Origin of the sequence: Micromonospora sp. AMSO1212t, assembly GCF_008868145.1 — a bacterium.
In the GTDB taxonomy this organism is placed as follows: Bacteria; Actinomycetota; Actinomycetes; order Mycobacteriales; family Micromonosporaceae; genus Micromonospora; species Micromonospora tulbaghiae.
Genome location: NZ_WBKS01000016.1, coordinates 23750 through 48201, shown reverse-complemented (window position 1 = coordinate 48201; position 24452 = coordinate 23750). Strand labels below are relative to the sequence as shown.

Sequence of the window (24452 nt, the reverse complement as noted above, 5' to 3'; positions counted from 1 at the left end):
ACCGTAGCCACGCCGGAACACCGGGTCAAGACGTTCCGCAGGGAGACGCATCGATGTCGCACGTGACGCTGGAAGACGTGGCCCGGGCGGCCGACGTATCCCTGGCCACCGCCTCCCGGGCACTCAACGGGCGGCGCGTCACCCCGCACCTGCACGACCGCGTCCTGGCCGCCGCCGCGCGGCTCGCGTACACCCCGAACGCCCACGCCCGCGCGCTGGCCGGCGCGTCGCGCCGCAGCGTCGGCGTCGTCTGCCACGACGTCACCGACCCCTACTTCGCCGCCGTCGCCGGCGGCGTCATGCGCGTCGCCGCCGACAACGACCTTCTGGTCATGCTGGCCAGCACGTTCCGCGACCCGGAACGCGAGATCGCGTACGTCTCGATGCTGCGCGCCGAACGCGCACCGGCGATCCTGCTCATCGGCTCCGGATTCGAGGACCCCCGTTGGGAACGGGCCATGGCCGCCGAGTTGGCGCCCTACCTCGACGGCGGCGGCCGGGTCGCGGTGGTCAGCCGGCACCGCACCCTGAAGGTCGACAGCGTCCTGCCGGAGAACCGGGCCGGCGCCGCCGAGCTGGCCCGCGCGCTGCTCGGCCTGGGGCACCGCCGCTTCGCGGTGCTCTCCGGCCCGCCCGAGCTGACCACAGTCGCCGACCGGCTCGGCGGCTTCCGCGACGAGCTGACCGCCGCCGGTGTGGCGCTCGGCCCGGGCGCGGTGGCCGAGGCGGCCTTCACCCGCGACGGCGGCTACCGGGCGATGACCGAGCTGCTCGACCGCGGGCTCGACGCCACCTGCGTGTTCGCGTGCACCGACGTGATGGCCGTCGGCGCGTACGCGGCGCTGCGCGACCGTGGGCTGTCGGTGCCCGGCGACGTCTCGGTCGCCGGCTTCGACGACATCCCGGTCGTACGCGACCTCACCCCGCCGCTGACCACTGTGGCGCTGCCGCTGCACCGGCTCGGCGAGGAGGCGATGAAGCTGGCCCTGACCGAGAACACCGGCCGCCGCCGCCGGATCGTGCGCCTGCCCGGCGAGGTCGTGATGCGGGCCAGCACGGCGCCCGTGGCCTGAGCCCGGCCGGTAGGGTGCCGTCATGACCGAGGACGTCACGTGCCGCTGACGAACCCCTGGCTGACCGGGCCGACGCCGACGCGGAAGCTGGACCGGGACCGCCTCGCCGAACGCATCCTCAACCTGATGTCGTCGCAGAACATGTGCGTGCTCGCCACCGCCGGACCGGACGGGCCGCTGGCCACGCCGGTGCGCTACTACCCGCTCGACTTCACGCTGATGTTCACCGCCGCGCCGCGCTCGCCGAAGATGCGCAACATCGCCGCCGACCCGCGCGTGTCGGTCGGCGTCTTCGCGCCGCTGGTCGGGCTCGCCAGCAGCCGCGGCGCCCAGGTGTTCGGCACCGCCCGGGTGCTCGGCCCGGGCCACCCCGACCGGGCCCACCACTGGGCCGCGTTCCGCTGGGAGAACGAACACGCCGAGCGGGGCCGGTCGCTGTCCGAGCCGCCCGAGGACCCGCTTGTCGTGATCGAGGCCGACCGGATCGTCTACACCGAACACTGGCTGCGCCGCGAGGGCTACGCCCCACGCCAGCACTGGCGTCGCTGACGCCGCTCGCCTTGTTCGTGCTGCGGCTGGAACGCTACGGGCCGTCGGGGGAGCGGGTGGCGCGGAGCAGGTTGCCCGCCAGGCGCAGGTCCGCGCCGCCGACCAGGGCGAGCACGTCGATCGGCTCGACAGTGACGTGCGTCCAGAGCGGGTCGAGGAAGGCCGCGCCCAGCGTGTCCGCGTCCAGGCCCCAGCCCTGGCCCGCCTCCGGCGACACCGCCAGGACGAACACCGCACCGCCGGGCGCGGTCAGCCGTGGCAGCAGAGCCAGGTAGTCGCGTACGGCAGCGCCCCGCCGGTCCAGTGAGTGCAGCAGACCGGAGTCGAACACCGAGTCGTACGGCACCGGCGGCACCGGGATCGCCGTCGCGTCGCACACCTCGAAGGTCACCGGCAGGCCCGCCGCTGACGCCTTGGCCCGGGCCTGGGCGATCGCCACCGGCGAGATGTCGACGCCCGTCACGTCGTGGCCGCGGCGGGCCAGCGCGAGCGCCAGCTCACCGGTGCCGCAGCCGACGTCGAGCACGCGCGGGCCGCGTACCCCGGTGTCGAGGACCTCGGCGAGCGCCGGCTGCGGGCCGCCGATCTCCCACGGCGGCCGGTCGGCGTCGCGGTAGAGGCGGTCGTAGTGGACGTCGTCCGGCTCGTCGGTCATCGCGTACCCCCTCGGTCGGCGCGGCCACCCCCGAGCGTGTCACGTCCGGCGGCGGTCCGTGCCCCGCCGGAGGTCAGAACCGCAGGCGGCGCAGGTAGCGGTAGCCGACGGCGGCGGTCTGCTGCGGCGTCACATCCGGGGTGTCGTTCTCCACGATGTACTCCATCACCTGGTGCCCCCGGAAGATCCGCGCGAAGTCGATCATCCCGGTGCCCAGGTCGGCCATGTCGCCGGTGGCCGGGTCGCGGTCCTTGACGTGGTACTGCAACACCCGCTGCGGCGCCGAGCGGATCACGTCGAGCGTGAAGCCCTCCGGGTCGTCGACGCCCTCGCCGGAGTTGATGCCGCCGGTGACCGCCCAGTAGATGTCGATCTCCAGGTGCACCAGGCGCGGGTCGAGTTCCTCGGTCAGCACGTCCCACGGTCGGCGCCCGTTGCCGAAGTCGATGGTGAACTCGTGCGCGTGGTTGTGGTAGCCGTACCGCAGGCCCGCCTTGCGCGCCGCGACGGCCTCGACGTTCATCTGCTCCGCCCAGCGCTTCCAGTCGTCCTCGCGGTCGGAGTTCAGGTACGGCACCACCATGAACCGCTGGCCCAGCGTACGGGCGTTCGCGATCTTCTGCTCCAGCGCGGCGGCGTCGGCGGCGATGCCGTCGTGGCTGGAACTGGCCTTGATCCCGATGCGGTCCAGGAACCGGCGCAGCTCCCGCGCGGTACGGCCGAAGTAGCCGAGCGCCAGCTCGACCCGCGGGTAGCCGATCCGGGCCAGGTGCGCCAGCGTCGCGTCGTAGCCGGGCGAGCCGTTCAGCGCGTCGCGGACGGTCCAGAGCTGGAGGCTGATCAGCTCCTTCGGCACCGGGCGCCGGCCGTGGTGGTGACCGCCGCCGGCCTGGGCCGCAGTCGCGCCGAGCCCGGTGGCGAGCCCGATTCCGGCCAGCGCGGCCAGGGAGCCGCGCAGCAGGTCGCGCCGGTCCAGCGACTGCCGCAGCGCGGCCTGTCCGTCGAATCCGTAGCACATGATCGCACTCCTTCGTCGGCTGCGACCGACGCTACAAAAGACATGTCGATGTGTCTATGGCTTTCGGTGTTCTGAGTCGAACTTTTGATCGGCGCGGCGGAAAGTCGAGACTGCGCGTTACCGGTGCCGCGTGGCAGGCTCGGGGGCGTGGCCGCATACGACGTCGCTCTCGTCCTGCTCGTCGACCCGACCGGCGCGATCCTCATGCAGCACCGCGACGGCAACGCGCCGGTGTCGCCGTACCAGTGGAGCCTGCCCGGCGGCAGCATCGAGCCCGGCGAGACACCGGAGCAGGCCGCCCGCCGCGAGCTACGCGAGGAGACCGGGCTGACCGCCGGTGAGCTGCACCTGCTGTGGAGCGGCCCCCGCCCGCACGAGGAGGGCTTCGCCCACGCCGTCACCGTGTACGTCTTTCGTGGCACCACCGACGCCCGGCAGGAGGACGTGGTGCTCGGCGAAGGGCAGGCCATGGTCTTCGTGCCCCGCGACCAGGTGCTCGACCGCGACCTGGCGGTGAGCGCGGCCAAGGTGCTGCCGCTGCACCTCGCGGAAACCGCCTAGCGCCCGGCCAACGCCCCGGCCAGCACGCCGGCGAACCGGGGGAGCAGCTCGTCGTCGGGCAGATGATCCGGGTTGATCTCGGTGACGGACAGCCCGGCGAACCTCGGGCTCGCCACCAGCTCCGCCAGCGTCGCCGCCGCCTCGCCGAGGCTGAGCCCGAACGGCTCCGGCACGTCCGCCAGCGGCGCGTCCACGAAACTCAGCACGTCCACGTCGAAGTGCACCACGAACCGTTCGGCCGCGCCGTCGGCCACCGACCGGGCCCGGCGCGCCGCCGCCCGCGCGTCGGCGTGCACCTCGTCGGCCGGCACGTACGCCAGCCCCAGCTCCGCCACCAGCTCCCGCTCGTGGTCACCCCGGGGCAGCGAATCCCCGTACACCACCACGCGCTCCGGTGACAGCAGCGGCACCACCGGCCCGACACCCGCCACCTCGGGCAGCGTCCCCGGCAGCCCGAGCATGTGCGCCAATCCCATCGCGTCCAGGTTGCCGTTCGCGCGGGTCTCCGGCGTGTAGAGGTCCGGGCCGCCGTCCACGTACACCAGCGCGGGCGACAGTCCGGCCCGCGCGCAACCGGCGACCAGGCCGACAGTCACCGTGCAGTCGCCGCCGAGCACGAGCGGCGCACGCCCCCGGCCCAGCGCCGCCGCGACCCGGTCGGCCACCGCCGAGGCGACGGCGGCCACCGCGCCCGCGTTCTGACCCCTCGGGTACGCCGGATCCGGCCGCCACCGGAAGCCCGGCACGTCACCGGCGTCCTCGACGTCGGCGCCCAGCAGATCGAGCAGACCGGCGGCGCGCAGGGCGGCGGGTGCGCGCTCGATGCCCGGGGTGTGGGCACCGGCGCTCGACGGCGCCCCGATGACCGTCCACTGACGATGATCCATCGCCCCACCCTAACCTCGGGTGGGGCCCGACACCGGGATCAGCGCAGCACCAGCAGGTCCAGTGCGTCGATCACCGGGCCGCTGTGCACATGCGCTGCCTCGCGCAGCCGCTGGACGCCGGCGGCGTACTCCGCGTCGGTGATGAGCTGAAGCGGCGTGTGCGCCTCCCGGCGCAGGCCGGCCGCCGCCTCCCGCAGCGAGGATGCGGTGACCTGCGGGACCTGCTCGACCGCCGCGGTGGCGAAGCCGGCGGCGGCGAAGGCGGCCTCGACGTCGGCGATGCCCGGGTACGTGTCCAGCACGCGAACGGCCTCGGGGAAGTAATCGAACAGCGTGATCGCCTCGTGCCGTCCGGCGAACGCGGACCGGATGAGCACCGGTGCGCCGGGACGCAGCACCCGGCGCAGCTCGCGCGCCGCGGCGGCAAGGTCGGGTACATGGTGGATGACTGTGGACAGCCAGGCGCCGTCGACGCTCCCGTCGGCCAGGGGGATGTGCCCGGCGTCGCCGGCCACGAGCGGCGCGAACGCGCAGCGGGCGCGCATCGCCGCCGACGGCTCGACGGCGACCACCTCGACGCCGGGGAACCAGTCGGTGAACGCGCGCGCCCAGCTGCCCGTGCCGGCACCCAGGTCGAGCAGTCGCATCCCGGGGCGCGGGGCGAGGTGCCGGGAGACGGCGGCCCGCCAGGCCGTGAGACCGTCGTCGGTGAGGTGCCGGGTCGCGGCGAACGCCTCGGCGTCGGCGTCGTGGTACGCGATGCGGCCCATACGCGACAGCCAACTCCCCGGCGGGCTGCCGGGGCAAGCACTGTGACGCGTTACCTGCGGACCTCGGAGAGGGGTAGAGAGTGCGGTATCGGATCCACTTCGACGCCGATCTGCCGGCGGACACCCTCCGCCGGTTCCTGCTGATGGAGTACGGCATCGCGCCGGAGACGGTGTACGTCGGGCGGATCGAGGACCGGGCTGTGGACGACCCACGGCCGGTGGCGATGCTCACCCCGCCCGACGGGGACGAGGGATTCGGCTGGATCCTGACCGGCGACGCCGAACTGGCCGACGCCACCGGTCTGCGTGAACACGACCTCGCGGTCACCCTCGCCCGCGCGTTCGGCGTACGGGCGCTCGTCGACGACGGCGGCATCCATCCTGACCGGTGGGTGCTGGTGAGCGCCGACGGCAGCAGCGGCCGGGTGCTGACCGACTCCGACGCCGCCGCCGACGGTGACCTGCGGATCGTGCACGCGCTCGAACCGGTCAGTGGGGAGCCGCAGCTCGCCGTCGTACCGCCGCCGGACTGGGCCCGCGACTGGTGACTCGGCCGTGCCCCGAACCCGGCAATTCCTGGGGAGCTATGAACCGCCGCTCTGCTCGTAGATCGTCTCGAGGCCGCGCTCCACGCGGATCAGCGAGCCGAGCCATGCCCGGGTCTCGTTATCAGTCGAGTACAGGACCGTGCCGCGCATGCCTCGCGTCATCAGCACCTTGTAGGTGTTGCGGATCAGACGGTCCGCCTCCGCGTCACTGAGCGTCTTCCGGCTGCGGAATGCGGGGTCCTTCGACTCCGCGCGCTGGGTGACGAGCCGACCGTCCCGCGCCACCAGATCAGGTCCGAGGATGACGCCGGACCATTCGTACTCGAAGCCCTGTGCCGTGTAGACACAGCCCACCTGTCCGAAGCCGTGCGGGTCGGTGGCCCAGAACGCGCTGCCGGGCGCGTCACCGACGCTGCGGTCGCTCTTGACGTTCCACGGTCGCGACCAGCCGCCGATCCGCACATCGGGTACCAGGGAATCGTCCGGTAGCGGGTCGCTCCACGGCCAGCAGTACCCGGCCGACATCCGCGCCGTCTCCCCGGCCGCCTGCTTCGCGGCCAGGAACGCCTCCATCTCCTCCGGCGAATCCGCCAGCCGCAGGTCGAAGCGTCCGTCTCCCGCCCACACCGACGGCTTGCCGCCGTCGAGGCCGAGCAGGTCGACGACCCACTCCTCGTACGCCTCACTGCCACCGCACCGGAACTGGTCGTGGAGCGACACCACCTCGACGTCCAGGTTGAGCTGCCTGGCGTGCGCCGAGATGACGTCGACGTTTCCGAGCTCACCCGGCTTGACCACCTGGTGCTCGTCGAGCAGGAAGACCGGCACCCGGGCAGCGGCGATCAACTCGTCGATCTGCGGGCGTGGGCGCTCCCGCTTCGCCTTCGGGGTGAACCGGTTGACCGAGGTCTCCCGGATCCGGTGCGCCTCGTCGCAGATCAGCACGTCGAGGCCGTTGCGCTCGGCGGACATGAAGCTGTTGAAGTAGCCGAAGAGGTTCTTCAACCGGGTCGAGCCCTTGCCCGCGTAACGCCGCAGCGTCTGGGTGAACGACCGGGAACCGGTCGCGTGCATGACCGAGCGCTGCTGCCGGGCCAGTTCGCCGAGCACCGACAACGCGATGACGCTCTTGCCGCTGCCCGGCCCGCCGGCGACCACCACGACCGACTTGCGGTCGGCACTGCGCGCACGCTCCACGGCGTGCAACACCAACTCGTACGCCAGACGCTGCTCGTCGAGCAGCGTGAAGTGGGACCGGTCCTTCAGCTCGGCGGCAGCATAGGACAGCAGGTGCTTGCTGGGGCGTACCGAACTCGTGAGGAAGCGGTCCGCGGCGGACGCGCCGGAGGCGGGGGCCAGGTGGCTGCGGAGATAGTCGAGGAACTGGCCGCGGCGCTGCTTGGTGAAGATCCGGCTCTGTTCCGTCGGCCGCCGTCCGAAGAGGTCGTCGACGTCGCGGTCGACGGCGTTGTGCAGGTAGGCGACCCCGGCGATCGGGTTACGCGAATGGGCGAGCACGCCGAGGAAGTCCGCCAGGTACTAGCAGTAGTCCTCGACCTGCACCCCGGGATGCAGCCGAGGGGTGAAGGTGTGCTCGACCAGGACGAGGCTCTCGGATCCCTCGTACGACTCGACCCGGGACCACTGCTTCAACTCCACCACCACATAGGAGTCCTCGGCCGTCCTCGGATGCGTTCCTGCGAGGACGACGTCGATCCGCTTGCTGGTCAACGGAAGCTGGTACTCCACCAGCATCTCGACCTGCCCGAGGCCCGCGTCGGCGAGATCCTGGGCGAGCACCGGCAGGCTCCGCTCCCAGGACCGCCGTTCGGAGATGCTCACGTTGTGCCCGATGTGCTCCGCGATCCGGTCGGCGAGGGCGCCACCGGCCGCGTAGCGCAGCAGGCCGTCGGCGGAGGTGCGAAAGGCTGACACGACTTGCCCCCGGGCAGCACGAAATGATCGTGCGCATGGGGGGCGTGTCCGGCGACGACCGGAAGCCCGTCGTTACGCGCTTGTACGGGTGGACTGTAGCGGAGAGATCATCCGCATGGCACGCCCTGCTACCGCTTGGCCGCGGCGCCCTTGACGTCTTCGGCGGGATAGCGGATGGCAACCTCGGCCAGCTTGGCGAGGGCGGCCTCCGTCAGATCGACGCCGAGAACGTCCGCCAATCTCGTCAGGTAGATCATGACGTCGCCGATCTCCGCCTGTACACGGGCGCCCGCCTCGGGATCGGACATCACCGCGCCGGCCTGCTCCGGGGTCAGCCACTGGAACTCGGCGACCAGTTCCCCGACCTCACCGGCGAGTGCCATGGTGAGGTTCTTCGGCGTGTGGAACTGCTGCCAGTCACGTTCCTCCGCGAACGCCCGTACGCGGGCCGTCAAGTCGTCCACGGGGGCAGTGTGACACGTGCTCAGGTGACCAGGCCGGTCCGGTACGCGTACACCACCGCCTGCACCCGGTCCCGCAGGTCCAGCTTCGTGAGGATCCGCGACACGTACGTCTTGACCGTCTCCTGGCTGATCACCAGCCGCGCCGCGATCTCGCTGTTCGACAGCCCGTCGGCGATCAGCCGCAGCACCTCCAGCTCACGCGGCGTCAGCCCCACGTCCGCCGGCGCGCCCTCGGCCGGGCGGATCCGCGCGGCGTACCGGCCGACGAGCTGCCGCGTCACCTCGGGCGCGAGCAGCGCGGCGCCGGAGGCGACGGTGCGGATGCCGTGCAGCAGCTGCGCCGGTGGGGCGTCCTTGAGCAGGAACCCGCTCGCGCCGGCGCGCAGCGCCTCGTAGACGTACTCGTCGAGGTTGAACGTCGTCACCACCAGCACCTTGACCGGGTGGGCGACGCCCGCGCCGGCCAGCAGGCGGGTCGCCTCGATGCCGTCGAGCACCGGCATGCGTACGTCCATCACCACCACGTCGGGCCGCAGGCGGCCGGCGAGGTCGACAGCGGCGCGGCCGTCGCCGCACTCACCCACCGCCTCCATGTCCGGCTGCGCGCCGATGATGGTAGCGAATCCGGTACGGATGAGCGCCTGGTCGTCGCAGACGAGCACCCGGATCGGCGCGGTCACGACGCGCTCCCGGTGGGGATGCGCGCCCGGACGACGAAGCCGTCGCCGGCCCGGCTCCCGGCGTCGAACTCGCCGCCGAGCACCGTGACGCGCTCGCGCAGCCCGGCGAGGCCGCGTCCGCTTCCGCCCGGACCCGCGGCGCGCGTGCCGGGGCCGTCCGTGCTGATCTCCACCGTGATCTCCCTGTCGCCATGGTGTACGTGGACGGCGGTGGGGCGGCCGTGGGCGTACTTGAGCGCGTTCGTCAGCGCCTCCTGCACCACCCGGTAGGCGGCCACCTCGGCGCCGCCGGTCACCTCCGCCGGGCTGCCCTCCTGCGTGAACTCCACCGGCTGCCCGGCCTGCCGGGTCTGCTCCACCAGGGCGTGCAGCTCGCCGACCGACGGGGTGCGCGGCTCCGTACCGTGGTCGGGGTTGAGCACGTCGAGCAGCACCCGCAGGTCGCCGATGGCGCGGCGGCCGGTGTCGGTGACGGCGGTCAGGGCGGCGTCGAGGCGGTCGGGCGCGGCGGTCAGGTAGCGGGCCGCCTCCGCCTGCACCACCATGGCCGTCACGTGGTGGGTCACGACGTCGTGCAGCTCACCGGCGATGCGGGCACGTTCGGCGGCACGGGCGGTCTCGGCGACGTGCCGGCGGCGCTCGGCCTCGGCGGCGCGGTTCTGCCGCAGCCACGACCCGGTGCCCCAGGCGAGCGCCAACAGCAGGTAGAACGTGGTGAAGCCGACCACCCCTTCGGTCGACCCCTGCCGGTCCAGGGCGACGGCCAGCCCGACGTACGCGAGAGAGCCGGCGAGCACCGTGATACGGCGGCCTCGGTCCAGATGGGCGCCCGCGCTCAGCAGCGCGACGGCGAGCGCGGCGCCCGCGAAGGTGTGGTACGCGCGTACCTGGTCGATCGCGAAGCCGAGGGACACCAGGGCGAGGGACAGCGCCGGACGGCTGCGGCGCAGCGCCAGCGGAAGGCACTCCAGCGCGATCGTCACCACTGTGAGCGCGTCGAACGGCCGGGCGGGCAGGTCGCCGAGCTGCGTACCGATGCCACGCAGCGGTGGGGTCACTGACGCGAGCGCGATCACCAGCGCGAGCGGGAGATCCCGGACCGTGACGGGCCGGCGCCGCCACGAGTCCGGGAACATCCGTCGGGTGATCATCAGGAGACCGTAACGCTCTCCGCCGGGGCCTCGACCGCGCGGCGGCGCCGCCGCACGATGTTGCCCCGGCGGTGGGCCAGCCAGAGGAAGACCACAGTCAGCGCCGCCCCGGCGGCCACCGTGTAGAGGCTGCCCTCCGGTCCGAAGTCGCCGCCGCTGAGCAGCGTCGAACCCGACGTGGTGGCGTCCAGCAGCCCTGTCGACTCGCCGTTGCCGGAGACGACGACGCCGAAGACGCCGCCGGCGGCGAAGTTCCAGCCGAAGTGCAGGCCGATCGGCACCCACAGGTTGCGGGTCGCGGCGTAGCAGGCGGCCAGCATGAACCCCGCCTCGATCGCGATGGCGGTCGCGCCCCACAGGCTCGCGTCCGGGTTCAGCAGGTGCATCAGGCCGAACAATACGCCGGTCAGCAGCAGCGACAGCCACGTACCGAGCCGCTCCTCGACCAGGCGGAACAGCAGGCCGCGGAACATCAGCTCCTCGGTCACCGCCGCGGCGGCCATGAACCCGAACATGCCCACCGCGCCGGACACCGACCCGATGCCGTGTACGTGGTAGCCGCCCATGAGGGCGATGTTGACGATGACCGCCGCGAACATGGCGAACCCGATTAGCACCCCGCGGTTGAGCCGGGCTGCCGCGCCGTTCCGGGCCAGCTCGGTGACCTCGCGGCGTTCGGTACGGCGCACCACCCACCCGTACACCATGATCGCGGCCGCGGCGGTCGCGACGCCGAGGATCAGGCTGAGCCAGGCGTTGTCCTGTGCCGCGACGACCGCCCGGCTGCCGACGAGACTGACCGCGACGACGGCCAGGAACTGCTTCACCACACGCATGACGATTCCTTCGCAAAGGTCCGCGGCCGGAGCGCCGCGGGTCACCTGAAACGCTATGGATTCGCAGGCCGGGAATCGTCACCGTGCGGTGGACACTTGCGGGTAGCTCGCACGGGGGACAGCCGCGGCGGTCGGGGCGTTTTGGGGCGTGCCCTGAGCAGAACGGCTGGCCTTCAGACGGTCGCGGCGGGCAGGCTTCCGGCATGGCGACGGGCTTCGGCGGTGAGGTGGCGACCTACTACTCACGGCATCGGCGCGGCTATCCGCCCGAGGTGCTCGACGCGCTGGCGGCAGCCTTCCGTCTCGGCGGCGACGACACGGTGGTCGACCTCGGCTGCGGCACCGGTCAGTTGAGCCTCCCGCTCGCCGATCGGGTGGGCGCAGTCGTCGGCATGGATCCGGAACCGGACATGCTGGCGATCGCCCGGCGTACCGCCCTCGACCGGGGGATCGGCAACGCCACATGGGTGCTGGGCGGGGACGGCGACGTGCCCGCGTTGTCCCGGCTGCTCGGCGGGGGCACGCTCGGTGCGCTGACAGTCGCCGTCGCCATTCACTTCATGGACCGCGACACGCTGTTCGAGGCGGCCCGGCCGTTGCTGCGCCCCGGAGGTGGCATCGCCGTCGTCACCAACGGCGAACCCCTCTGGACGCAGCACACCGAATGGTCGCTCGCGCTGCGCGGATGCCTGGAGCGGATGCTCGGCCACCCGGTCACCGCGAGATGCCAGACCGACGAGGACGGACGTCGGCGCAACCGGGAGGCGCTCGTGCGCGCCGGTTATCGGTACGAGGAGAGGTCGGTGCGGTACGACGCGCCGCTCACCGTCGACGACATGGTCGGCGGCGTCTTCTCCGCCATGTCCGCCGAACATCTGCCGTCCTCGCGGCAACGGACGGCGTTCGCCGACGAGCTTCGGGATGCGCTCGGCGGGAGGACCGAGGTGACCGAGAGTGTGCGGGTCTGGTTGCAGTGCGGCGTGCGCGACGAAGGCTAGCTAACTCGCGAAGAGCATCCGTTGCGGAAAATCGCCCCGGTCGCGCCGGGCGTTGACGATCTTCGCGGTGATCGCGCTGGCGGCAGCGTTGAAGTCGCCGTCCTCGACTCGCGCCTGCAAGGTCTGCGGGTCGATGACGAGGATGCGGTCGAACCTGTCCTCGAAACCGAACTCGTAACGCACCTCGTCCGCCGGGGCTTCGATCCGGCGGGCGGTGACCATCATGCCCATGTCGCTACTCTCCGAATGCCTGACGCGTTCGTCCAGGCGCAGATCCGCCAGCAGACCGTTCGCGTCGACGGTGACCTCGATCAACCCGTCGGCGCTGCGGGCGGTGCCGGTCAGTGCCTGTGTGCGGGCGGACAGGTCCCGGGCGCGCGCCGCCCGGGCGGCCAGCGACGACTCCCACTCGTCGAGCCGTCGTGCCGCCGCGTCCAGCGCGGCCTCGTCCGCCCACATGACGACCCTCCCCAGAGGACAGCGGTGACCGACACGGTAGCAACCCGTCGCGCTACGTGTGGGCCCCGTGACGGCGCGGTGGTGACCGATCTCCCCTGTGGAGGGACATCCGGGCGTGCCGGGCGTTGCTAGGGTCTGGTTGACCGTGACGGGGAGGCAACGGGATGACACAGGACGCCGCGGCCGACGACTACGCGGCGCGCGTCTCCGGCTACCGTGAGGAGCTGGCGGCCCTGCGCGCCGGCGGGCATCCCGCCGGCGGCGTGACCGCCGAGGCGCACGGCCGCGCCGCCGACGGCCAGGTCGAGGTGACGGCGGAGGACGGGCAGCTGCGCTCGGTGGAGCTGGCGGCGCCGTTGATGCGGCTGTCCGAGGACGAGTTGGGCCGCTTGGTCGAGCAGGCGGTCAACGACGCGTTGACCGCGTCCCGCGGCAGCCTGGCGAGCAGCGAACCGGCACCCGACCTGCCCGCGCTGGCCGGAAGCCTAGGGGCCGTCCTCGCCGAGAGCGAGTCGGCGATGCGCCGTCTCCACGGCACGATCGCCGAGGCCGTCGCCAAGGCCGGTCCGGCCACCGGGCTCGGCGGGGATCTCCCGGCGAACGGGCCGGGGGACCTCCTGCACCAGGTCCTGGACGTGCTGGGCGCGGCGACCGGCGGCACGCCGCCCGACGGCGGCGGGGACGAGCGGTGGAGTGGATCCGATGACGCCGGGACCGTGCGCGCGGAGGTCGACGGCGCGGCTCGGCTGACCCGGCTGGAGGTCACCCGACCGCCCCGCCGGCTGTCCTCGGCGGAGCTCGGCGAGTCGGTGGTGGTCGCGGTCAACCGCGCGCTGGAGCAGATTCCTCAGGCGGCGGCGCCACAGGGGGTCGGCTCGGCCGCGCTCGACGTGCGGCTGCGCGAGCTTCAGGAGGCGAGCGTCCGCCAGATGTCCGCACTCACCGGCGCGCTGACCGGCGTGATGCAGACCATCCGGGAACCGGGACGATGACCGACGGAGGGGAGCGCTGATGGCCCGCGAGATCGAGATCGATCCCGAATCGATCATCGGTGCGGGTGACGACATCGTCGCCTCGGCGCAGCGGATGCGCGCCGCACTGTCCGCGTTCGACGCCGAGCTGGCGGCCTTCGGCGCGCCGTGGGGCAACGACGACCTCGGCTCGCTCATCGGGATGGTGTACGAGACGATCCGCGACCTGGCGCTGGAGAGCTACGACGCGAACCTCGTCGAGATCGAGGACATCGGCAAGCTGAGCCGGGTGATGGGCCTCAACTACCAGGAGACCGAACGCATGATCACCGAGAGTCTCGGCCGTTTCCGTGAGGTGCTCGGCTGACATGGGAATGACCCTGCCCGGAGAGCTGGTGTCCCTGCTCGGCATGCTCGGCTACACCTGGCCCGAGGCCGACGAGACGAAGCTGCTGGAGATGGGCCAGGCGTGGCTCGCCTTCCCGGACCGGCTCCGGACTCCGGTGGCCGACGCCGACCGGTCGGCGCAGCAGATGTGGACCCAGAACCGCGACGACGCCATCGAACGTTTCCAGACGAGCTGGCAGGCCGCCGACTCGGCGAAGACCAACCTGGACGACGGGGCGTCCGCGGCGGCGCTCATCGGAACCGGGCTCATGGTGTGCGCCGGGATCGTCCTCGCGTTGAAGATCAACGTGATCGTGCAGCTGACGCTCCTGGCCATTCAGATCGCGCAAGCAGTCGCCACCGCTGCTGTCACGTTCGGCGCCTCCCTGCTGGAGATCCCGATCTTCAAGCTCATCACCGGTGTCCTCATCGACCAGCTGCTCAACATGGCCACCGAAGCGGTGCTCGGTGGGTAGGCGGGGAAAGGCCGGTCTCTTCACGCCGGTGGAGAAATGGCTCCGGGCCCGGATGCGGCACCGCCGCTACGCGCACATCTTCCGCGGCCACGTGAACACCAACGCCACTCCGCCCCGGGGCACCGGCTTTCACCACCGGTTCATGGGGGAGAACCCGCCGGGTGCCCGGGTCCGGGTCGACGCGGACGGCCGCGAGATGATCCTCGAACGGCACGCCGACGGCACGTACCGCGCCCGCGTCGACGTGCAGGACGACGGCGGTGTCTGGCGCCAGAAGCGCGGTTCGAGCACCTTCTTCCCGGACAACTGGACGCCGCAGCGGGTCGACGAGACGATCGAGGGCGCGTTCCGGTCCGGCGGCCCGCACCCGGACGACCCGAACAAATGGCAGGGGAGGGCGAACGGGTTGCTCGTCGAGGGCTTCTACAATCCCGGTGGCACGACGTGGTACTCGGCTTGGCCGGTGGGGGGACGCTAGCTGTGGGTGACATCCAGTTCGGGCGCAATCAGAACGGCGCGCCCACCATGACCAGCGGTGACGCGCGTTTCCGCCCCTTCGCCTCCCAGCTCGTCAGCGACATCCAGACGTACGCCCCGGACTGCCTCGAGCTGCTGCAGTGCATCGACGACGTGATGTCCGGGCGCTCGGACTACGAGGAGTACGAGGGCAACTCCGCCGTCGTGCGCTGCACGCCGACCGGCGTCCGCGTGGACAGCCTCGGACCGGTGCCGTCGGGAGCGTCGTACACGGTCGACGAGGCCCGCACGGTGATCCTCGCCTACTTCGGCTTCCTCGCCCCCTCGCCCGAGGAGAAGAAGCGCCACCTCGCCACCTGGGAACGGGAGCACGGCGGCCCGTTCCCCGGGCGGCACCTGCTGCGTCTGCCCGGCTGACGCCGCTCAGCGGGCCAGCCGGGCGATCGCCGCCACCGACCGGTCCACGTCCGCCTCCGTCGTGGTCGCGTTCGACACCGAGATGCGCATCAGCCGCCGCCCCCGCCACGTCGTCCCGCCTGCCCAGCACGTCCCGTCGGCCTGCACCGCGGCGACCACCCGGTCGGTGCGCGCGTCGTCGCCGAACCCGACGAGCACCTGGTTGAGCACGACGTCGTTCACCACCTCGAACCCGGCCGCCGTGAGCCCGTCGGCGAACCGACGGGCCAGCGCGCAACACCGCTCGACCAGAGCGGCGACGCCGTCGCGACCCAGCTCCCGCAGGCCGGCCCAGACCGCGAAGCCACGGGCGCGGCGGGAGGACTCCGCGGTCAGGTCCGCGCCCGCGGGCACCCCGCCGGAGCCCACGAGGTACGCAGCCGCGTACGACATGGCCGCCGCGTGCACGTCGGGCCGGGCGCAGAACGCGAACGCGGTGTCGTACGGCAGGTTCAGCCACTTGTGGCCGTCGCAGGCCCACGAGTCGGCCGCCTCCAGCCCGTCCACCAGGTGCCGGGTCGACGGGCTGGCGGCCGCCCACAGCCCGAACGCGCCGTCCACGTGCGCCCAGCCGCCGTACCGGTGGACCAGGTCGCAGGCGCGGCGCAGGTCGTCGCACGCGCCGGTGTTCACGTTTCCGGCCTGCAGGCAGACGATCGTCGGGCCGGGACCGGCGTCGCGCAGCGCCGCCGCCAGCGCGTGCGGGTCGATGGCGCCCTGCGGGCCGGTCGGCACCGGGCGCAGCGCGTCGGTGCCGAGGCCGAGCAGCCGTAGCGACCTGTCGATGGTGGCGTGCCGTTCGGCGCCGGCGAACACGCGGATCACTGGCGCGCCGGGCAGGCCGCGTCGTTCCACGTCCCAGCCGACGTCGGCGAGGACTTGGTGGCGGGCGGCGGCGAGCCCGGCGGTGTTCGCCGCCTGCCCGCCGGTGACGAAACCGACGGACGCGGTCGCCGGGATGCCGAGCAGTTCCTTGAGCCAGGTACCGGCGGCCGTCTCGGCGGCCACCGCGGCGGGGGAGGCGACCGCGTTGAACGCGTTCTGATCCCACCCGGCGGCCAGCATGTCCGCGGCGGTGGCGGCCGGCAAGGCGCCGCCGATGACGAAGCCGAAGTAGCGCGGCCCGGCGGTGGCCACGAGTCCCGGTTCGGCGGCGGCCACCAGCTCCGCGAGCACATGTTCGGGCGGGGTGGGCGCGTTCGGCAGCGGGCCGGCGAACGCCTTGTTCAGCGCGGCCTGGTCCACGGGTACGCTGACCGGCCGGTCCGGCAGCGACAGCCGGTAGTCGGCCGCGTGGTCGGCGGCGCGCCGGAGCAGGTGCCTCAGCTCGTCCATCGCCGCACCCTAACTCCCGCAACTCTGCTGGCGGGGCGTTAGCGGGCCGTCGATGTACGCGGAGTGAGTGCTGAGTGACGTCCGTGACCACTGGCTCACCCACTGTTCCTGCGCTTGTGTGGACTGCAGAGAGCCGTTGGTGGCTTTCCCACTGATGAGGTGGGGCCCGGAGGACCGATGATTCTGAGAAGACTGCTGGACAGCACACCCGCTCGCCTCGCCCGCCAGAGTTCCGACCTGCTTCAGCTCCTCGTCCTGGCCGGTACGGCGCTCGTCACGATGTTCGGCGTTGGAAGTGCATGGATGGTGGCGTTGCGTCTCCCGCTCTGGACTCTTGCAACCCTCGTGATGCTTCTGCCCGTTGGAGCGATGATCACTTACTACGTCCGGTGTCTCTACCACCCGCCTGATTTCGTGATCGAGGAACTCGACGGGTTACTGGTCGTCACCAGAGTCAGAGGCGACGACGGCCGCGACCATCACCGCTACGCCTACACCCGACAGCAACGTGTCCGCGCCACCCGGCAGATCCGTCTTGTGGGCATCCGCTCCCACTGGAGTGGACAGAACCGGGTGATCGAGGGCGTGACGTCGCTGTTCCCCGAACACCGGCTGCTCGACGGAGCCGTGGCGGAGGAAGACGGACGCGTCTACCGGTGGTTGTATCTGCTCGGTCCGCTTGCCCGCGGACGTCGCGTCAACGTCGGTATCAGGCAAGTGTTCGAAGACGTGTACGCCCCAATGAAGCCCTACTATCGCGAGAGCTGCGAGGAGCGGCGAGTAGGGAAGCTGTCGGTGCGTGTGCAGTTCGATCGCGCGGACGCACCGGCAGAGGCGTGGCAGGTCGTGTGGCGGAGAACGCGGTCGGGGTCGAGCCGCCAGGAGATCGCCCGTACCCGCTGCGAGCCGAGTGGTGAGCGCCTAGCGGGGAAAGTCATCTACGAGATGACGTTCCGGCGCCCGGACCGCGAGTGTGCCTATGGGATCTGGTGGCGGTGGCCCGACGAGCCACCACGTCGACGCCGGACCTCGGCTTCCCTCGACGCGACGAATCAGCACGAACGCGAGGTCACCCCGGATTCCCCAACAAGGCGGCGGTGATTCGGTCCAGGTGCGCGGCGACCGGCCCGGCGGTGAGCAGGCCGCTACCGGCCCCGGCCAGCTCGTGCGCCGCCGGGGCGAGCGCGCTCCGTGCCCGGAGCATCGCGTCCCGGTCGCCGAGCGCCACAGCGGCCCGGCCGGTGAGGCACCACAGCGCCTCCATGAGCAGGTCACGCGGCGGCGCCGGGGTGCGGCGCAACGCCGCGGCGGCCTCGTCCCGGCGGCCGTCGGCGAGCAGGAGCAGCGGGCGGGCCCAGGGCGCGTACGGGCCCCAGTCGGTGCCACCGGGGAAGGCGGCGGGCCGGTCGTGCCACACCCGCAGGCAGAGCAGGGCCAGCGGCAGCAGTCCGCGTTCCACGCCGGGCATCCCGCAGCCGGCCAGCGCGGTCGCCCACGACCGGTACGCCGCCTCCGCCTCCGGGTACGACGCGCCGGTGGCGGCGGTCCGCATGGCCCGGTAGCCGCCGGTGAACACGCCGACGAGCGGGCTCTCGTGCCGGGCGGCGAGCCGGTCCGCCGCGTCGGCGTGCGCGTCGGCGGCGGTGAAGTCGGCGAGCGCGCCGCGCGCCTGCACCCGGATCAGGTGCCCGAGGATCTCGGCGGTGGCCAGGCCGTGCCGGGCGGCGAGCGCGACCAGCTCCGCGCCGATCGCGTCCCGCTGCGCGGCCAGCCCGGCCCGGTGGAACGTCTGCATGTACACGCCGTTGAGCGCCTGGGCCAGCAGCGCCGGGTCGGCCACCCGCCGCGCGATCGCCTCCGCCTCACGCGCCGCCTCGGCGGGGCCCGGCGACGCCGTACCTCGGGACTCGATCGCGACGGTGGCCAGCAGCCGGGCGCGGGTCGCCTCCGGCGCGTCCGGGCCCAGCCCGGCCAGCGCCCGCTCCGCGGCCGCGACGACCCGGGCCGCCTGCGCCGGGTCGTCCGAGCGGGTCCAGATCGCCGGTACGTCGTACCCGCCGATCACCCGCGCCGTGAACTCCGGGTCGCCCAGGTGCTCGGCCGCGGTGATGGCCGCCTCACGCTGGTCCCGGGCGGCCTCCAGTCCGCCCGGCCCGGTCACCGCGAGGCTGCGCAGCATTCCGACCGTCGACTCCAGCCGGGCTCGCGCGCCGGGCACGACACTGCGCTCGTACGCGGCGGCGGTCTCCGCCCAGACCCGCGCCGGACCGGTCGGTTCGGGTTCGGCCTGGCGCAGCAGGTCGGTCTCCAGCCGTCGCAGCCGCGGTCCCGGGTCGAGGCCGAGCTGGTCGCGCAGCAGTTCCCGGGCGCGGCGCAGCACGGCGAGCGCGTCGGCCTGCCGTCCGGCGCGGTAGAGCGCCGACGCCAGCAGCGCCCACCCCTCTTCCCGCCACGGGTACCCGGCGACGTGGGCGTCGAGATCGGGCACGGCGTCGGCGGCCCGGTCCAGCGCCAGCAGCGCCTCGGCCCGCCGCTCCACGGCCGTCAGCCGGATCTGGTCGAGCCGGGACCGTTCGGCGTGCGCCCACGGCTGGTCGAAGTCGGCGTACGCGGGTCCGCGCCACCAGCCCAGCGCCTCGTCGAGCCGGTCGAGCGCGGCCCGGGGCAGCGCCTCGGCAGTCGCGGTGACGGTGTCCTCGAACCGCCAGGCGTCGACGGTGTCCGGGGCGGCGCGCAGCGCGTACCCCGGTCCGTCGGTGACCAGCAGCCGGGCCGGCTCGCGTGGCGGACGGTGCGGTTCAAGGCGGCGGCGCAGCGCCGCGACGAACGTGCGGACCGCGCCCACCGCGCCGGCCGGCGGGTCGTCCCACAGGTCGTCGACGATCTGCCCGACCGGCACGGTCCGCCCTCGGGCGGCGACCAGCCGCGCCAGCACGGCCCGGTGCCGGGGCCCCTTGAGGTCGACCGGCTCGCCCGCATCGTCCCAGGCCGTCACCGGACCCAGCACACCGAAACCGACAGGCACCGACCCCTCCTCGCCAGGGTCACCGTATCGCGCTCATCGGTTGCTCATCCGGCGCCGCCACGCTGGACCGGTACGACGAGACGAAAGAGGGATCGAGATGAGCACCGCCATCGCGGGATTCGACTACCAGCGCGTTCCGGTCGCCGAGGGTGTGACGCTGAACGTGGCGGTGGGCGGCACCGGCAGCCCGGTCGTGCTGCTGCACGGCTTCCCACAGACCCACCTGATGTGGCGGCACGTCGCCGCCGACCTGGCAGGCGAGCACACGGTGATCTGCCCCGACCTGCGCGGCTACGGCGCCAGTGACAAACCGGCCGCCGACAGCGAGGACACGTACAGCAAGCGGACCATGGCCGCCGACGTGGTGGCGCTGGCTCGCGCGCTCGGGCACGAGCGGTTCGCGCTCGCCGGGCACGACCGGGGCGCCCTGGTGGCGGTCCGGGCCGGTCTGGACCACCCGGACGCGGTCACCCACCTGGCGTCGCTGGACGTGCTGCCCACCCTCGACATGTGGGACGTGCTGCACGGCGTGTCCGCTTCGGTGGCGTTCCACCTCTACCTGATGGCCCAGCCGCCCGGCCTGCCGGAGAAGATGATCGCGGGCAGCGCCGACGCGTTCTTCGGGCACTTCCTCGACGCCTGGGCCGGTGACCCGGCGGCCATGCCGGCCGAGGTGCGCGCCGAGTACCTGCGGGCCTCCCGGGAGGCGGTCGACTCGATCGTCGCCGACTACCGGGCGTCGGCCGGGATCGACGTGGCGCACGACCTGGCTGACCGGGACGCAGGGCGGCGGCTGGCCATGCCGGTCACCGTCATCCAGCAGGACTGGGGCGCCGCGCTCGGCTACGACGCGGCGGCGGTGTGGCGGGCCTGGGCCCCGGACCTGGAGCACCGCACCACCACGGCCGGGCACTTCATGGCCGAGGAGGCCCCCGGCGAGGTCGCCGAGGCGCTGCGCGCGCTGCTGAAGCGATAGGTACGGCGGTCCGGGCGCGGCTTGCGCCCGGACCGTCCGCCCCCGTCCGCTCAGCCGGCCCGTCTCCGGACGTGCCACAGGCCGAACGCCGCCAGCAGACCGGCCGCGCCGAGGTGGAGCGCCAGCTCGATCCACTGGAACGCCCAGAACCGGCGGTTCGGCTGGTACGCCAGGTCCACGTGCAGGTCGAGCCCGCCGAGGCAGACCGCTGTGTCACCGAACGTGCCGGTGGCGCCGGTGCGCGGCGGGTCACGGAAACAGGTGCCGAACGCGGCGTCGGAGAGCTGCCGCCCGTCGGCGGTCCGCAGCGGGCTGATGTCGGTGACCCAGGCGCCCGGCACGTCCAGCCCGCCGACGACCGGCGAGCCGGTGATGCTGCCCAGGTTGCGGGCCCGGTTGACCGTGTCGGCGGTCATCGGCACGGTGACCCGCTCCGGCGGCAGGTAGTGCGGGCGCAGCAGGTTCGGCACCGCGAGCTGCACCACGACCACGGCCAGGAACACCACGGCCATCGCCGGCAGGGTGCGGCGCAGCACCAGCCCGGCGACCACGCCGAGGACGAGGGCGAACACGGCGTACCCGGCCGGCGCGATGCCGCGCGCGCCGAACAGCACGGTGCTGAACCGGTCGCCGGCGACCCGGTCGACGGGCGCGGCCGCCCAGGTCAGCAGCGCGCCGAGCACACCGGCGACGAGCGCGGCGGCGGCCGACAGCACCGCGAGCTTGACCGCCAGCCAGCGGCGGCGCGGCACGCTCTGGTTCCACACCAGCCGGTGCGTGCCCTGCTCCAGCTCCCGGGCCACCAGCGGCGCGCCCCAGAACGCGCCGATCAGCGCGGGCACCAGCGCGAACCCACCGGCGAGGAACAGCATCGTCTGCGCGTACCGGTCGGGCAGCCGGGCCGGGTCGGGCTCGGCCCGGATGTCCGCGCCGAGGCGCAGCAGGTAGGCGCCGGCCAGCGCCAGTGCGACGGCGCCGGCGAGCGCCGGAAGGCGGAACTGCCGCACCGTCATCCGGATCATCGGATCACCGCCGTGCGGGCGGCGGCCCGGGACAGGTACGCCAGCACCAGCTCCTCCAGCGTGACCGGCGCGTCGTCGCGTACCGCCGGGCCCCGGACCACGACGCGGCCGGGCTCGGCCCAGACCACCTCGGCCCCGGCGGGCGCGGCGGCGGCCCGGCGGTGCGTGGCGAGCAGGTCAGTGACCGGGCCGGCCACCTGGACCCGGGCGGCGCAGAGCACGACCAGGTGGTCGCAGACCTGCGCCACGTCGCCGAGCAGGTGCGAGGAGAGCACCGCGCCGGAGCCGAGTTCCCGCACGAATCCGGCCAGCCCGTGCATGAACTCGCGGCGGGCCAGCGGGTCCAGCGCGGCGGCCGGCTCGTCGAGGATCAGCAGCTCGGGACGCTTCGCGGCGGCCAGCGCGAGGGCCAGCTGCGCGCGCTGGCCGCCGGAGAGCCGGCCCGCCTTCTGCGCCGGGTCCAGGCCGACCTCGGCGACGCGCCGCCGGGCCAGCGCCGCGTCCCAGGACGGGTTGAGCCAGGCGCCCATCCGCAGGTGCTCCGCGACGGTGAGGGAGGCGTACACCGGCGTGTCCTGGGCGACGAAACCGACCCGGGCCAGGTGCGCGGCGTCGGCGGCCGGCGGCGAGCCGAGCACCGTCAACGATCCCGAGGTCGGCGCGATCAGCCCGCAGGCCAGTTGCAGCAGCGTGGACTTTCCGGCCCCGTTGGGGCCGACCAGGCCGACCACGTGCCCGCGCGGGACGCTCAGGTCGCAGTCGGCAAGCGCGGTGCGGCGGCCGTACCGTTTGGTCAGCCGCTCGGCGTGCAGGGCGAGTGGTGGATGCATGCGGCTCATCCTGGGCACGCCGCGACCGGCGGGCATCGGTCCGGAGCAGGGTCCGGCGCGCGACGGACCCTACTTTCGGCCGGTTCGGCCCGGCCCGCGATCTCCTAGCGTCCTGGGCATGGCTACCGAACGGCTCACCCGGGTGGCGGCGACGGCGGGCCTCGCCGTGGTGCTGCTCGCCGCGATCGGCGTCCAGGCGGTGGCGATCGCCGCGAGCTGGGGACTGCGGTACTGGTTCGTCGGCGGGGCGGCCGCCGTCGTGGTCGGCGCGCTGGCTCTGGTACGCCACCGGCAGCGCGTCGTCACGGCCGTTGCCGGACTCGTCGTCGCGGCGTCGGCCGTCGTCGCCGCCCGGCTGTTCGACCTGCCCACCGAGCCGGGGCCCGCGCTGGCGCTGGCGTCGGCCGTCCTGGTCGGATCGGCGGTACGCGCGCTGCCGCCGCTGCCCGCCGGCCTGATCGCCGCCGGTGGGCTCGTGGTGGCGGTCGGGGCGTGGTCGTCCGCCCGGCCTGGGGCGGGCGGGTCCGGGGTGGTGGCGCTCAACAGCCTGTGCTGGCTCGGCGGGGTCGCCGCCGGGCTCACGTTGCGGCTGCTCGACGAGCGGGCGAAGGTCACCGCCGAGCAGGTACGCCGCGACGAGCGGCTGGAGCTGGCCCGGGAACTGCACGACGTGGTGGCCCACCACGTCACCGGCATGGTGGTGCAGGCGCAGGCCGCCCACCTGGTCGGGCGCCGGGATCCGGCGCGCGCCACGGAGTCGCTGGCCGGCATCGAGGCGGCCGGCGGCGAGGCGATGCGGGCCATGCGCCGCCTGGTCGGGGTGCTGCGCGACACCGCCGACGCGCCGCCGGCCTCGGCCGGTCCGGAGCAGGTCGAGGAGCTGGTCGAGCGGTTCCGCCGGCAGGGCCCGCCGGTGCGGCTGCGGCTACCGGAACAGACGGCCTGGCCGCCGGAGGTCACCAGCACCGTGCACCGGATCGTCCGGGAGGCGCTGACGAACGTGGCCCGCCACGCCCCGCACGCCGCCCAGGTCACTGTGGACGTGGCGCAGGAGCCGGATGCGGTGGTGGTCGAGGTGACCGATGACGCGTCCTCCGCGCCCGCCGAGTCCCGGGGTGGGTACGGCCTGGTCGGCCTGCGGGAGCGGGTCGAGGCCCTGGGCGGCACGCTGCACGCCGGTCCCCGCCCCGAGGCCGGGTGGTCGGTGCGGGCGGTAGTGCCGAAGGGGAGGGCGTGATGACGATCCGCGTGCTGCTCGCCGACGACCAGGCGATGGTCCGCGGCGGGCTGCGGCTGATCCTGGAGGACCAGCCCGACATCTCGGTGGTGGCCGAGGCGGCCGACGGCGTCGACGCGGTCGCCCAGGCGCGCCGCCTGCGCCCCGACGTCTGCCTGGTGGACATCCGGATGCCGCGGCTCGACGGTCTCCAGGTGACGCGGGCGCTCGCCGGGCCCGAGGTGGCCGACCCGCTGCGCGTCGTCGTGGTCACCACGTTCGACCTGGACGAGTACGTCTACGGCGCGTTGCGCGGGGGAGCGGCCGGGTTCCTGCTCAAGGACGCCGGACCGGCCCTGCTGGTGGAGGCGGTACGGGCCGCGTACCAGGGCGACGCGCTCGTGTCCCCGTCGGTGACGGTCCGGTTGCTGCGTCACCTGACCCCGCCCGCGCCGCCGCGTGACGAGCGCCGCCCGGCGTTGTCGGAGCGGGAGACCGAGGTGGTCCGCGAGATCGCCCGGGGCCGTACCAACCTGGAGATCGGTGCGGAGCTGTTCATCTCGCTGAGCACCGTCAAGAGCCACGTCTCGGCGGTGCAGACAAAGCTCGGCCTGCGCAACCGTACCGAGATCGCGGTCTGGGCGTGGGAGCAGCGCGTGGTCGACTGAAAACATTGGCGGACGCCCTACCGTACGTT

At 73.3% G+C, this 24452-nt stretch carries 29 protein-coding genes; 14 read left to right on the top strand and 15 right to left on the bottom strand.

The window, feature by feature from the left end:
* Positions 1-53: 53 nt before the first annotated feature.
* Positions 54-1073, top strand: coding sequence for a LacI family DNA-binding transcriptional regulator (locus F8279_RS07275; RefSeq protein ID WP_151499459.1), 1020 nt, complete (start codon positions 54-56; stop codon positions 1071-1073).
* Between the two features lie 39 nt (positions 1074-1112).
* Positions 1113-1622: a pyridoxamine 5'-phosphate oxidase family protein gene (locus F8279_RS07270; RefSeq protein ID WP_151499458.1), complete on the top strand. Its 510-nt coding sequence runs from the start codon at positions 1113-1115 to the stop codon at positions 1620-1622.
* Between the two features lie 34 nt (positions 1623-1656).
* On the opposite strand, the gene F8279_RS07265 is transcribed toward F8279_RS07270, so the two are convergent.
* Both F8279_RS07265 and F8279_RS07260 read right to left on the bottom strand, forming a co-directional pair.
* Positions 1657-2277 (bottom strand): bifunctional 2-polyprenyl-6-hydroxyphenol methylase/3-demethylubiquinol 3-O-methyltransferase UbiG, encoded by a 621-nt coding sequence (locus F8279_RS07265; protein ID WP_151499457.1) that lies wholly within the window; start codon positions 2275-2277, stop codon positions 1657-1659.
* Positions 2278-2350: 73 nt separating this feature from the next.
* Positions 2351-3295, bottom strand: coding sequence for a sugar phosphate isomerase/epimerase (locus F8279_RS07260; RefSeq protein WP_151499456.1), 945 nt, complete (start codon positions 3293-3295; stop codon positions 2351-2353).
* 147 nt (positions 3296-3442) lie between these two features.
* Here F8279_RS07260 and F8279_RS07255 point away from each other — a divergent pair, with 147 nt between their 5' ends.
* Positions 3443-3856 (top strand): NUDIX domain-containing protein, encoded by a 414-nt coding sequence (locus F8279_RS07255; protein ID WP_151499455.1) that lies wholly within the window; start codon positions 3443-3445, stop codon positions 3854-3856.
* Here F8279_RS07255 and F8279_RS07250 read toward each other — a convergent pair.
* The gene (locus F8279_RS07250) at positions 3853-4743 is read right to left on the bottom strand and encodes an arginase family protein (protein WP_151499454.1); all 891 of its coding nucleotides are present in this window, start codon (positions 4741-4743) and stop codon (positions 3853-3855) included. The genes F8279_RS07255 and F8279_RS07250 overlap by 4 nt on opposite strands.
* 38 nt (positions 4744-4781) lie before the next feature.
* A complete protein-coding gene (locus F8279_RS07245; RefSeq protein WP_151499453.1) occupies positions 4782-5513 on the bottom strand; it encodes a class I SAM-dependent methyltransferase in 732 nt (243 codons plus the stop codon).
* A gap of 80 nt (positions 5514-5593) precedes the next feature.
* Between F8279_RS07245 and F8279_RS07240 the strand changes: the two genes are divergently transcribed.
* On the top strand, positions 5594-6061 hold the full coding sequence (locus tag F8279_RS07240; RefSeq protein ID WP_225853176.1) for a hypothetical protein: 468 nt from the start codon (positions 5594-5596) through the stop codon (positions 6059-6061).
* A 36-nt stretch (positions 6062-6097) separates the two neighbouring features.
* Here the strand turns inward: F8279_RS07240 and F8279_RS07235 are convergent, their stop codons facing one another.
* The 6 genes from F8279_RS07235 to F8279_RS07215 form a co-directional block, all read right to left on the bottom strand.
* Positions 6098-7579, bottom strand: a complete 1482-nt coding sequence (locus F8279_RS07235; RefSeq protein WP_225853175.1) for a DUF2075 domain-containing protein — start codon at positions 7577-7579, stop codon at positions 6098-6100.
* 21 nt (positions 7580-7600) lie between these two features.
* On the bottom strand, positions 7601-7996 hold the full coding sequence (locus tag F8279_RS30530; protein WP_225853174.1) for a hypothetical protein: 396 nt from the start codon (positions 7994-7996) through the stop codon (positions 7601-7603).
* Positions 7997-8124: 128 nt separating this feature from the next.
* A complete protein-coding gene (locus tag F8279_RS07230) occupies positions 8125-8460 on the bottom strand; it encodes a nucleotide pyrophosphohydrolase (RefSeq protein WP_151499452.1) in 336 nt (111 codons plus the stop codon).
* Between the two features lie 20 nt (positions 8461-8480).
* The gene (locus tag F8279_RS07225) at positions 8481-9140 is read right to left on the bottom strand and encodes a response regulator transcription factor (RefSeq protein ID WP_091427021.1); all 660 of its coding nucleotides are present in this window, start codon (positions 9138-9140) and stop codon (positions 8481-8483) included.
* Positions 9137-10291, bottom strand: coding sequence for a sensor histidine kinase (locus F8279_RS07220; RefSeq protein WP_151499451.1), 1155 nt, complete (start codon positions 10289-10291; stop codon positions 9137-9139). The genes F8279_RS07225 and F8279_RS07220 overlap by 4 nt, the downstream gene beginning before the upstream one ends.
* On the bottom strand, positions 10291-11127 hold the full coding sequence (locus tag F8279_RS07215) for a CPBP family intramembrane glutamic endopeptidase (RefSeq protein ID WP_151499450.1): 837 nt from the start codon (positions 11125-11127) through the stop codon (positions 10291-10293). The genes F8279_RS07220 and F8279_RS07215 overlap by 1 nt, the downstream gene beginning before the upstream one ends.
* A 203-nt stretch (positions 11128-11330) precedes the next feature.
* On the opposite strand from F8279_RS07215, the gene F8279_RS07210 reads away from it, so the two are divergent.
* On the top strand, positions 11331-12125 hold the full coding sequence (locus tag F8279_RS07210; protein WP_151499449.1) for a class I SAM-dependent methyltransferase: 795 nt from the start codon (positions 11331-11333) through the stop codon (positions 12123-12125).
* Here F8279_RS07210 and F8279_RS30525 read toward each other — a convergent pair whose 3' ends face one another.
* Positions 12126-12584, bottom strand: coding sequence for a YbaB/EbfC family nucleoid-associated protein (locus F8279_RS30525; protein ID WP_225853173.1), 459 nt, complete (start codon positions 12582-12584; stop codon positions 12126-12128).
* 164 nt (positions 12585-12748) lie between these two features.
* Here F8279_RS30525 and F8279_RS07195 point away from each other — a divergent pair, with 164 nt between their 5' ends.
* From F8279_RS07195 to F8279_RS07175, 5 genes are read left to right on the top strand one after another with little or no spacing between them, the layout of a single operon-like run.
* Positions 12749-13576 carry a hypothetical protein gene (locus tag F8279_RS07195; RefSeq protein ID WP_151499448.1) on the top strand — a complete coding sequence of 276 codons (828 nt, stop codon included), beginning with the start codon at positions 12749-12751 and terminating at the stop codon, positions 13574-13576.
* Between the two features lie 19 nt (positions 13577-13595).
* Positions 13596-13922: a hypothetical protein gene (locus tag F8279_RS07190; RefSeq protein ID WP_151499447.1), complete on the top strand. Its 327-nt coding sequence runs from the start codon at positions 13596-13598 to the stop codon at positions 13920-13922.
* 1 nt (position 13923) lies between these two features.
* Positions 13924-14418 carry a hypothetical protein gene (locus tag F8279_RS07185; protein ID WP_091427009.1) on the top strand — a complete coding sequence of 165 codons (495 nt, stop codon included), beginning with the start codon at positions 13924-13926 and terminating at the stop codon, positions 14416-14418.
* 28 nt (positions 14419-14446) lie between these two features.
* On the top strand, positions 14447-14896 hold the full coding sequence (locus F8279_RS07180) for an EndoU domain-containing protein (RefSeq protein WP_139135500.1): 450 nt from the start codon (positions 14447-14449) through the stop codon (positions 14894-14896).
* A gap of 2 nt (positions 14897-14898) precedes the next feature.
* Positions 14899-15312: a hypothetical protein gene (locus F8279_RS07175; protein ID WP_091427008.1), complete on the top strand. Its 414-nt coding sequence runs from the start codon at positions 14899-14901 to the stop codon at positions 15310-15312.
* Positions 15313-15318: 6 nt separating this feature from the next.
* On the opposite strand, the gene F8279_RS07170 is transcribed toward F8279_RS07175, so the two are convergent.
* The gene (locus tag F8279_RS07170) at positions 15319-16686 is read right to left on the bottom strand and encodes a pyridoxal-dependent decarboxylase (RefSeq protein WP_151499446.1); all 1368 of its coding nucleotides are present in this window, start codon (positions 16684-16686) and stop codon (positions 15319-15321) included.
* 177 nt (positions 16687-16863) lie between these two features.
* Between F8279_RS07170 and F8279_RS07165 the strand changes: the two genes are divergently transcribed.
* Entirely contained in the window at positions 16864-17787 is a 924-nt protein-coding gene (locus F8279_RS07165; protein ID WP_151499445.1) for a hypothetical protein, read from the top strand.
* Here the strand turns inward: F8279_RS07165 and F8279_RS07160 are convergent.
* The gene (locus F8279_RS07160; protein WP_151499444.1) at positions 17756-19711 is read right to left on the bottom strand and encodes a BTAD domain-containing putative transcriptional regulator; all 1956 of its coding nucleotides are present in this window, start codon (positions 19709-19711) and stop codon (positions 17756-17758) included. The two genes, F8279_RS07165 and F8279_RS07160, sit on opposite strands and share 32 nt — an antisense overlap.
* A 97-nt stretch (positions 19712-19808) precedes the next feature.
* Here F8279_RS07160 and F8279_RS07155 point away from each other — a divergent pair, with 97 nt between their 5' ends.
* The gene (locus tag F8279_RS07155; protein ID WP_151499443.1) at positions 19809-20687 is read left to right on the top strand and encodes an alpha/beta fold hydrolase; all 879 of its coding nucleotides are present in this window, start codon (positions 19809-19811) and stop codon (positions 20685-20687) included.
* 50 nt (positions 20688-20737) lie between these two features.
* On the opposite strand, the gene F8279_RS07150 is transcribed toward F8279_RS07155, so the two are convergent.
* Positions 20738-21709 (bottom strand): ABC transporter permease subunit, encoded by a 972-nt coding sequence (locus F8279_RS07150; RefSeq protein ID WP_151499442.1) that lies wholly within the window; start codon positions 21707-21709, stop codon positions 20738-20740.
* Positions 21706-22539 (bottom strand): ABC transporter ATP-binding protein, encoded by an 834-nt coding sequence (locus F8279_RS07145; RefSeq protein WP_151499441.1) that lies wholly within the window; start codon positions 22537-22539, stop codon positions 21706-21708. The genes F8279_RS07150 and F8279_RS07145 overlap by 4 nt, the downstream gene beginning before the upstream one ends.
* A 118-nt stretch (positions 22540-22657) precedes the next feature.
* Between F8279_RS07145 and F8279_RS07140 the strand changes: the two genes are divergently transcribed.
* Entirely contained in the window at positions 22658-23776 is a 1119-nt protein-coding gene (locus tag F8279_RS07140) for a sensor histidine kinase (protein WP_151499440.1), read from the top strand.
* The gene (locus tag F8279_RS07135; protein ID WP_151499439.1) at positions 23776-24423 is read left to right on the top strand and encodes a response regulator transcription factor; all 648 of its coding nucleotides are present in this window, start codon (positions 23776-23778) and stop codon (positions 24421-24423) included. Before F8279_RS07140 ends, F8279_RS07135 begins: the two co-directional genes overlap by 1 nt.
* Positions 24424-24452: the final 29 nt, after the last annotated feature.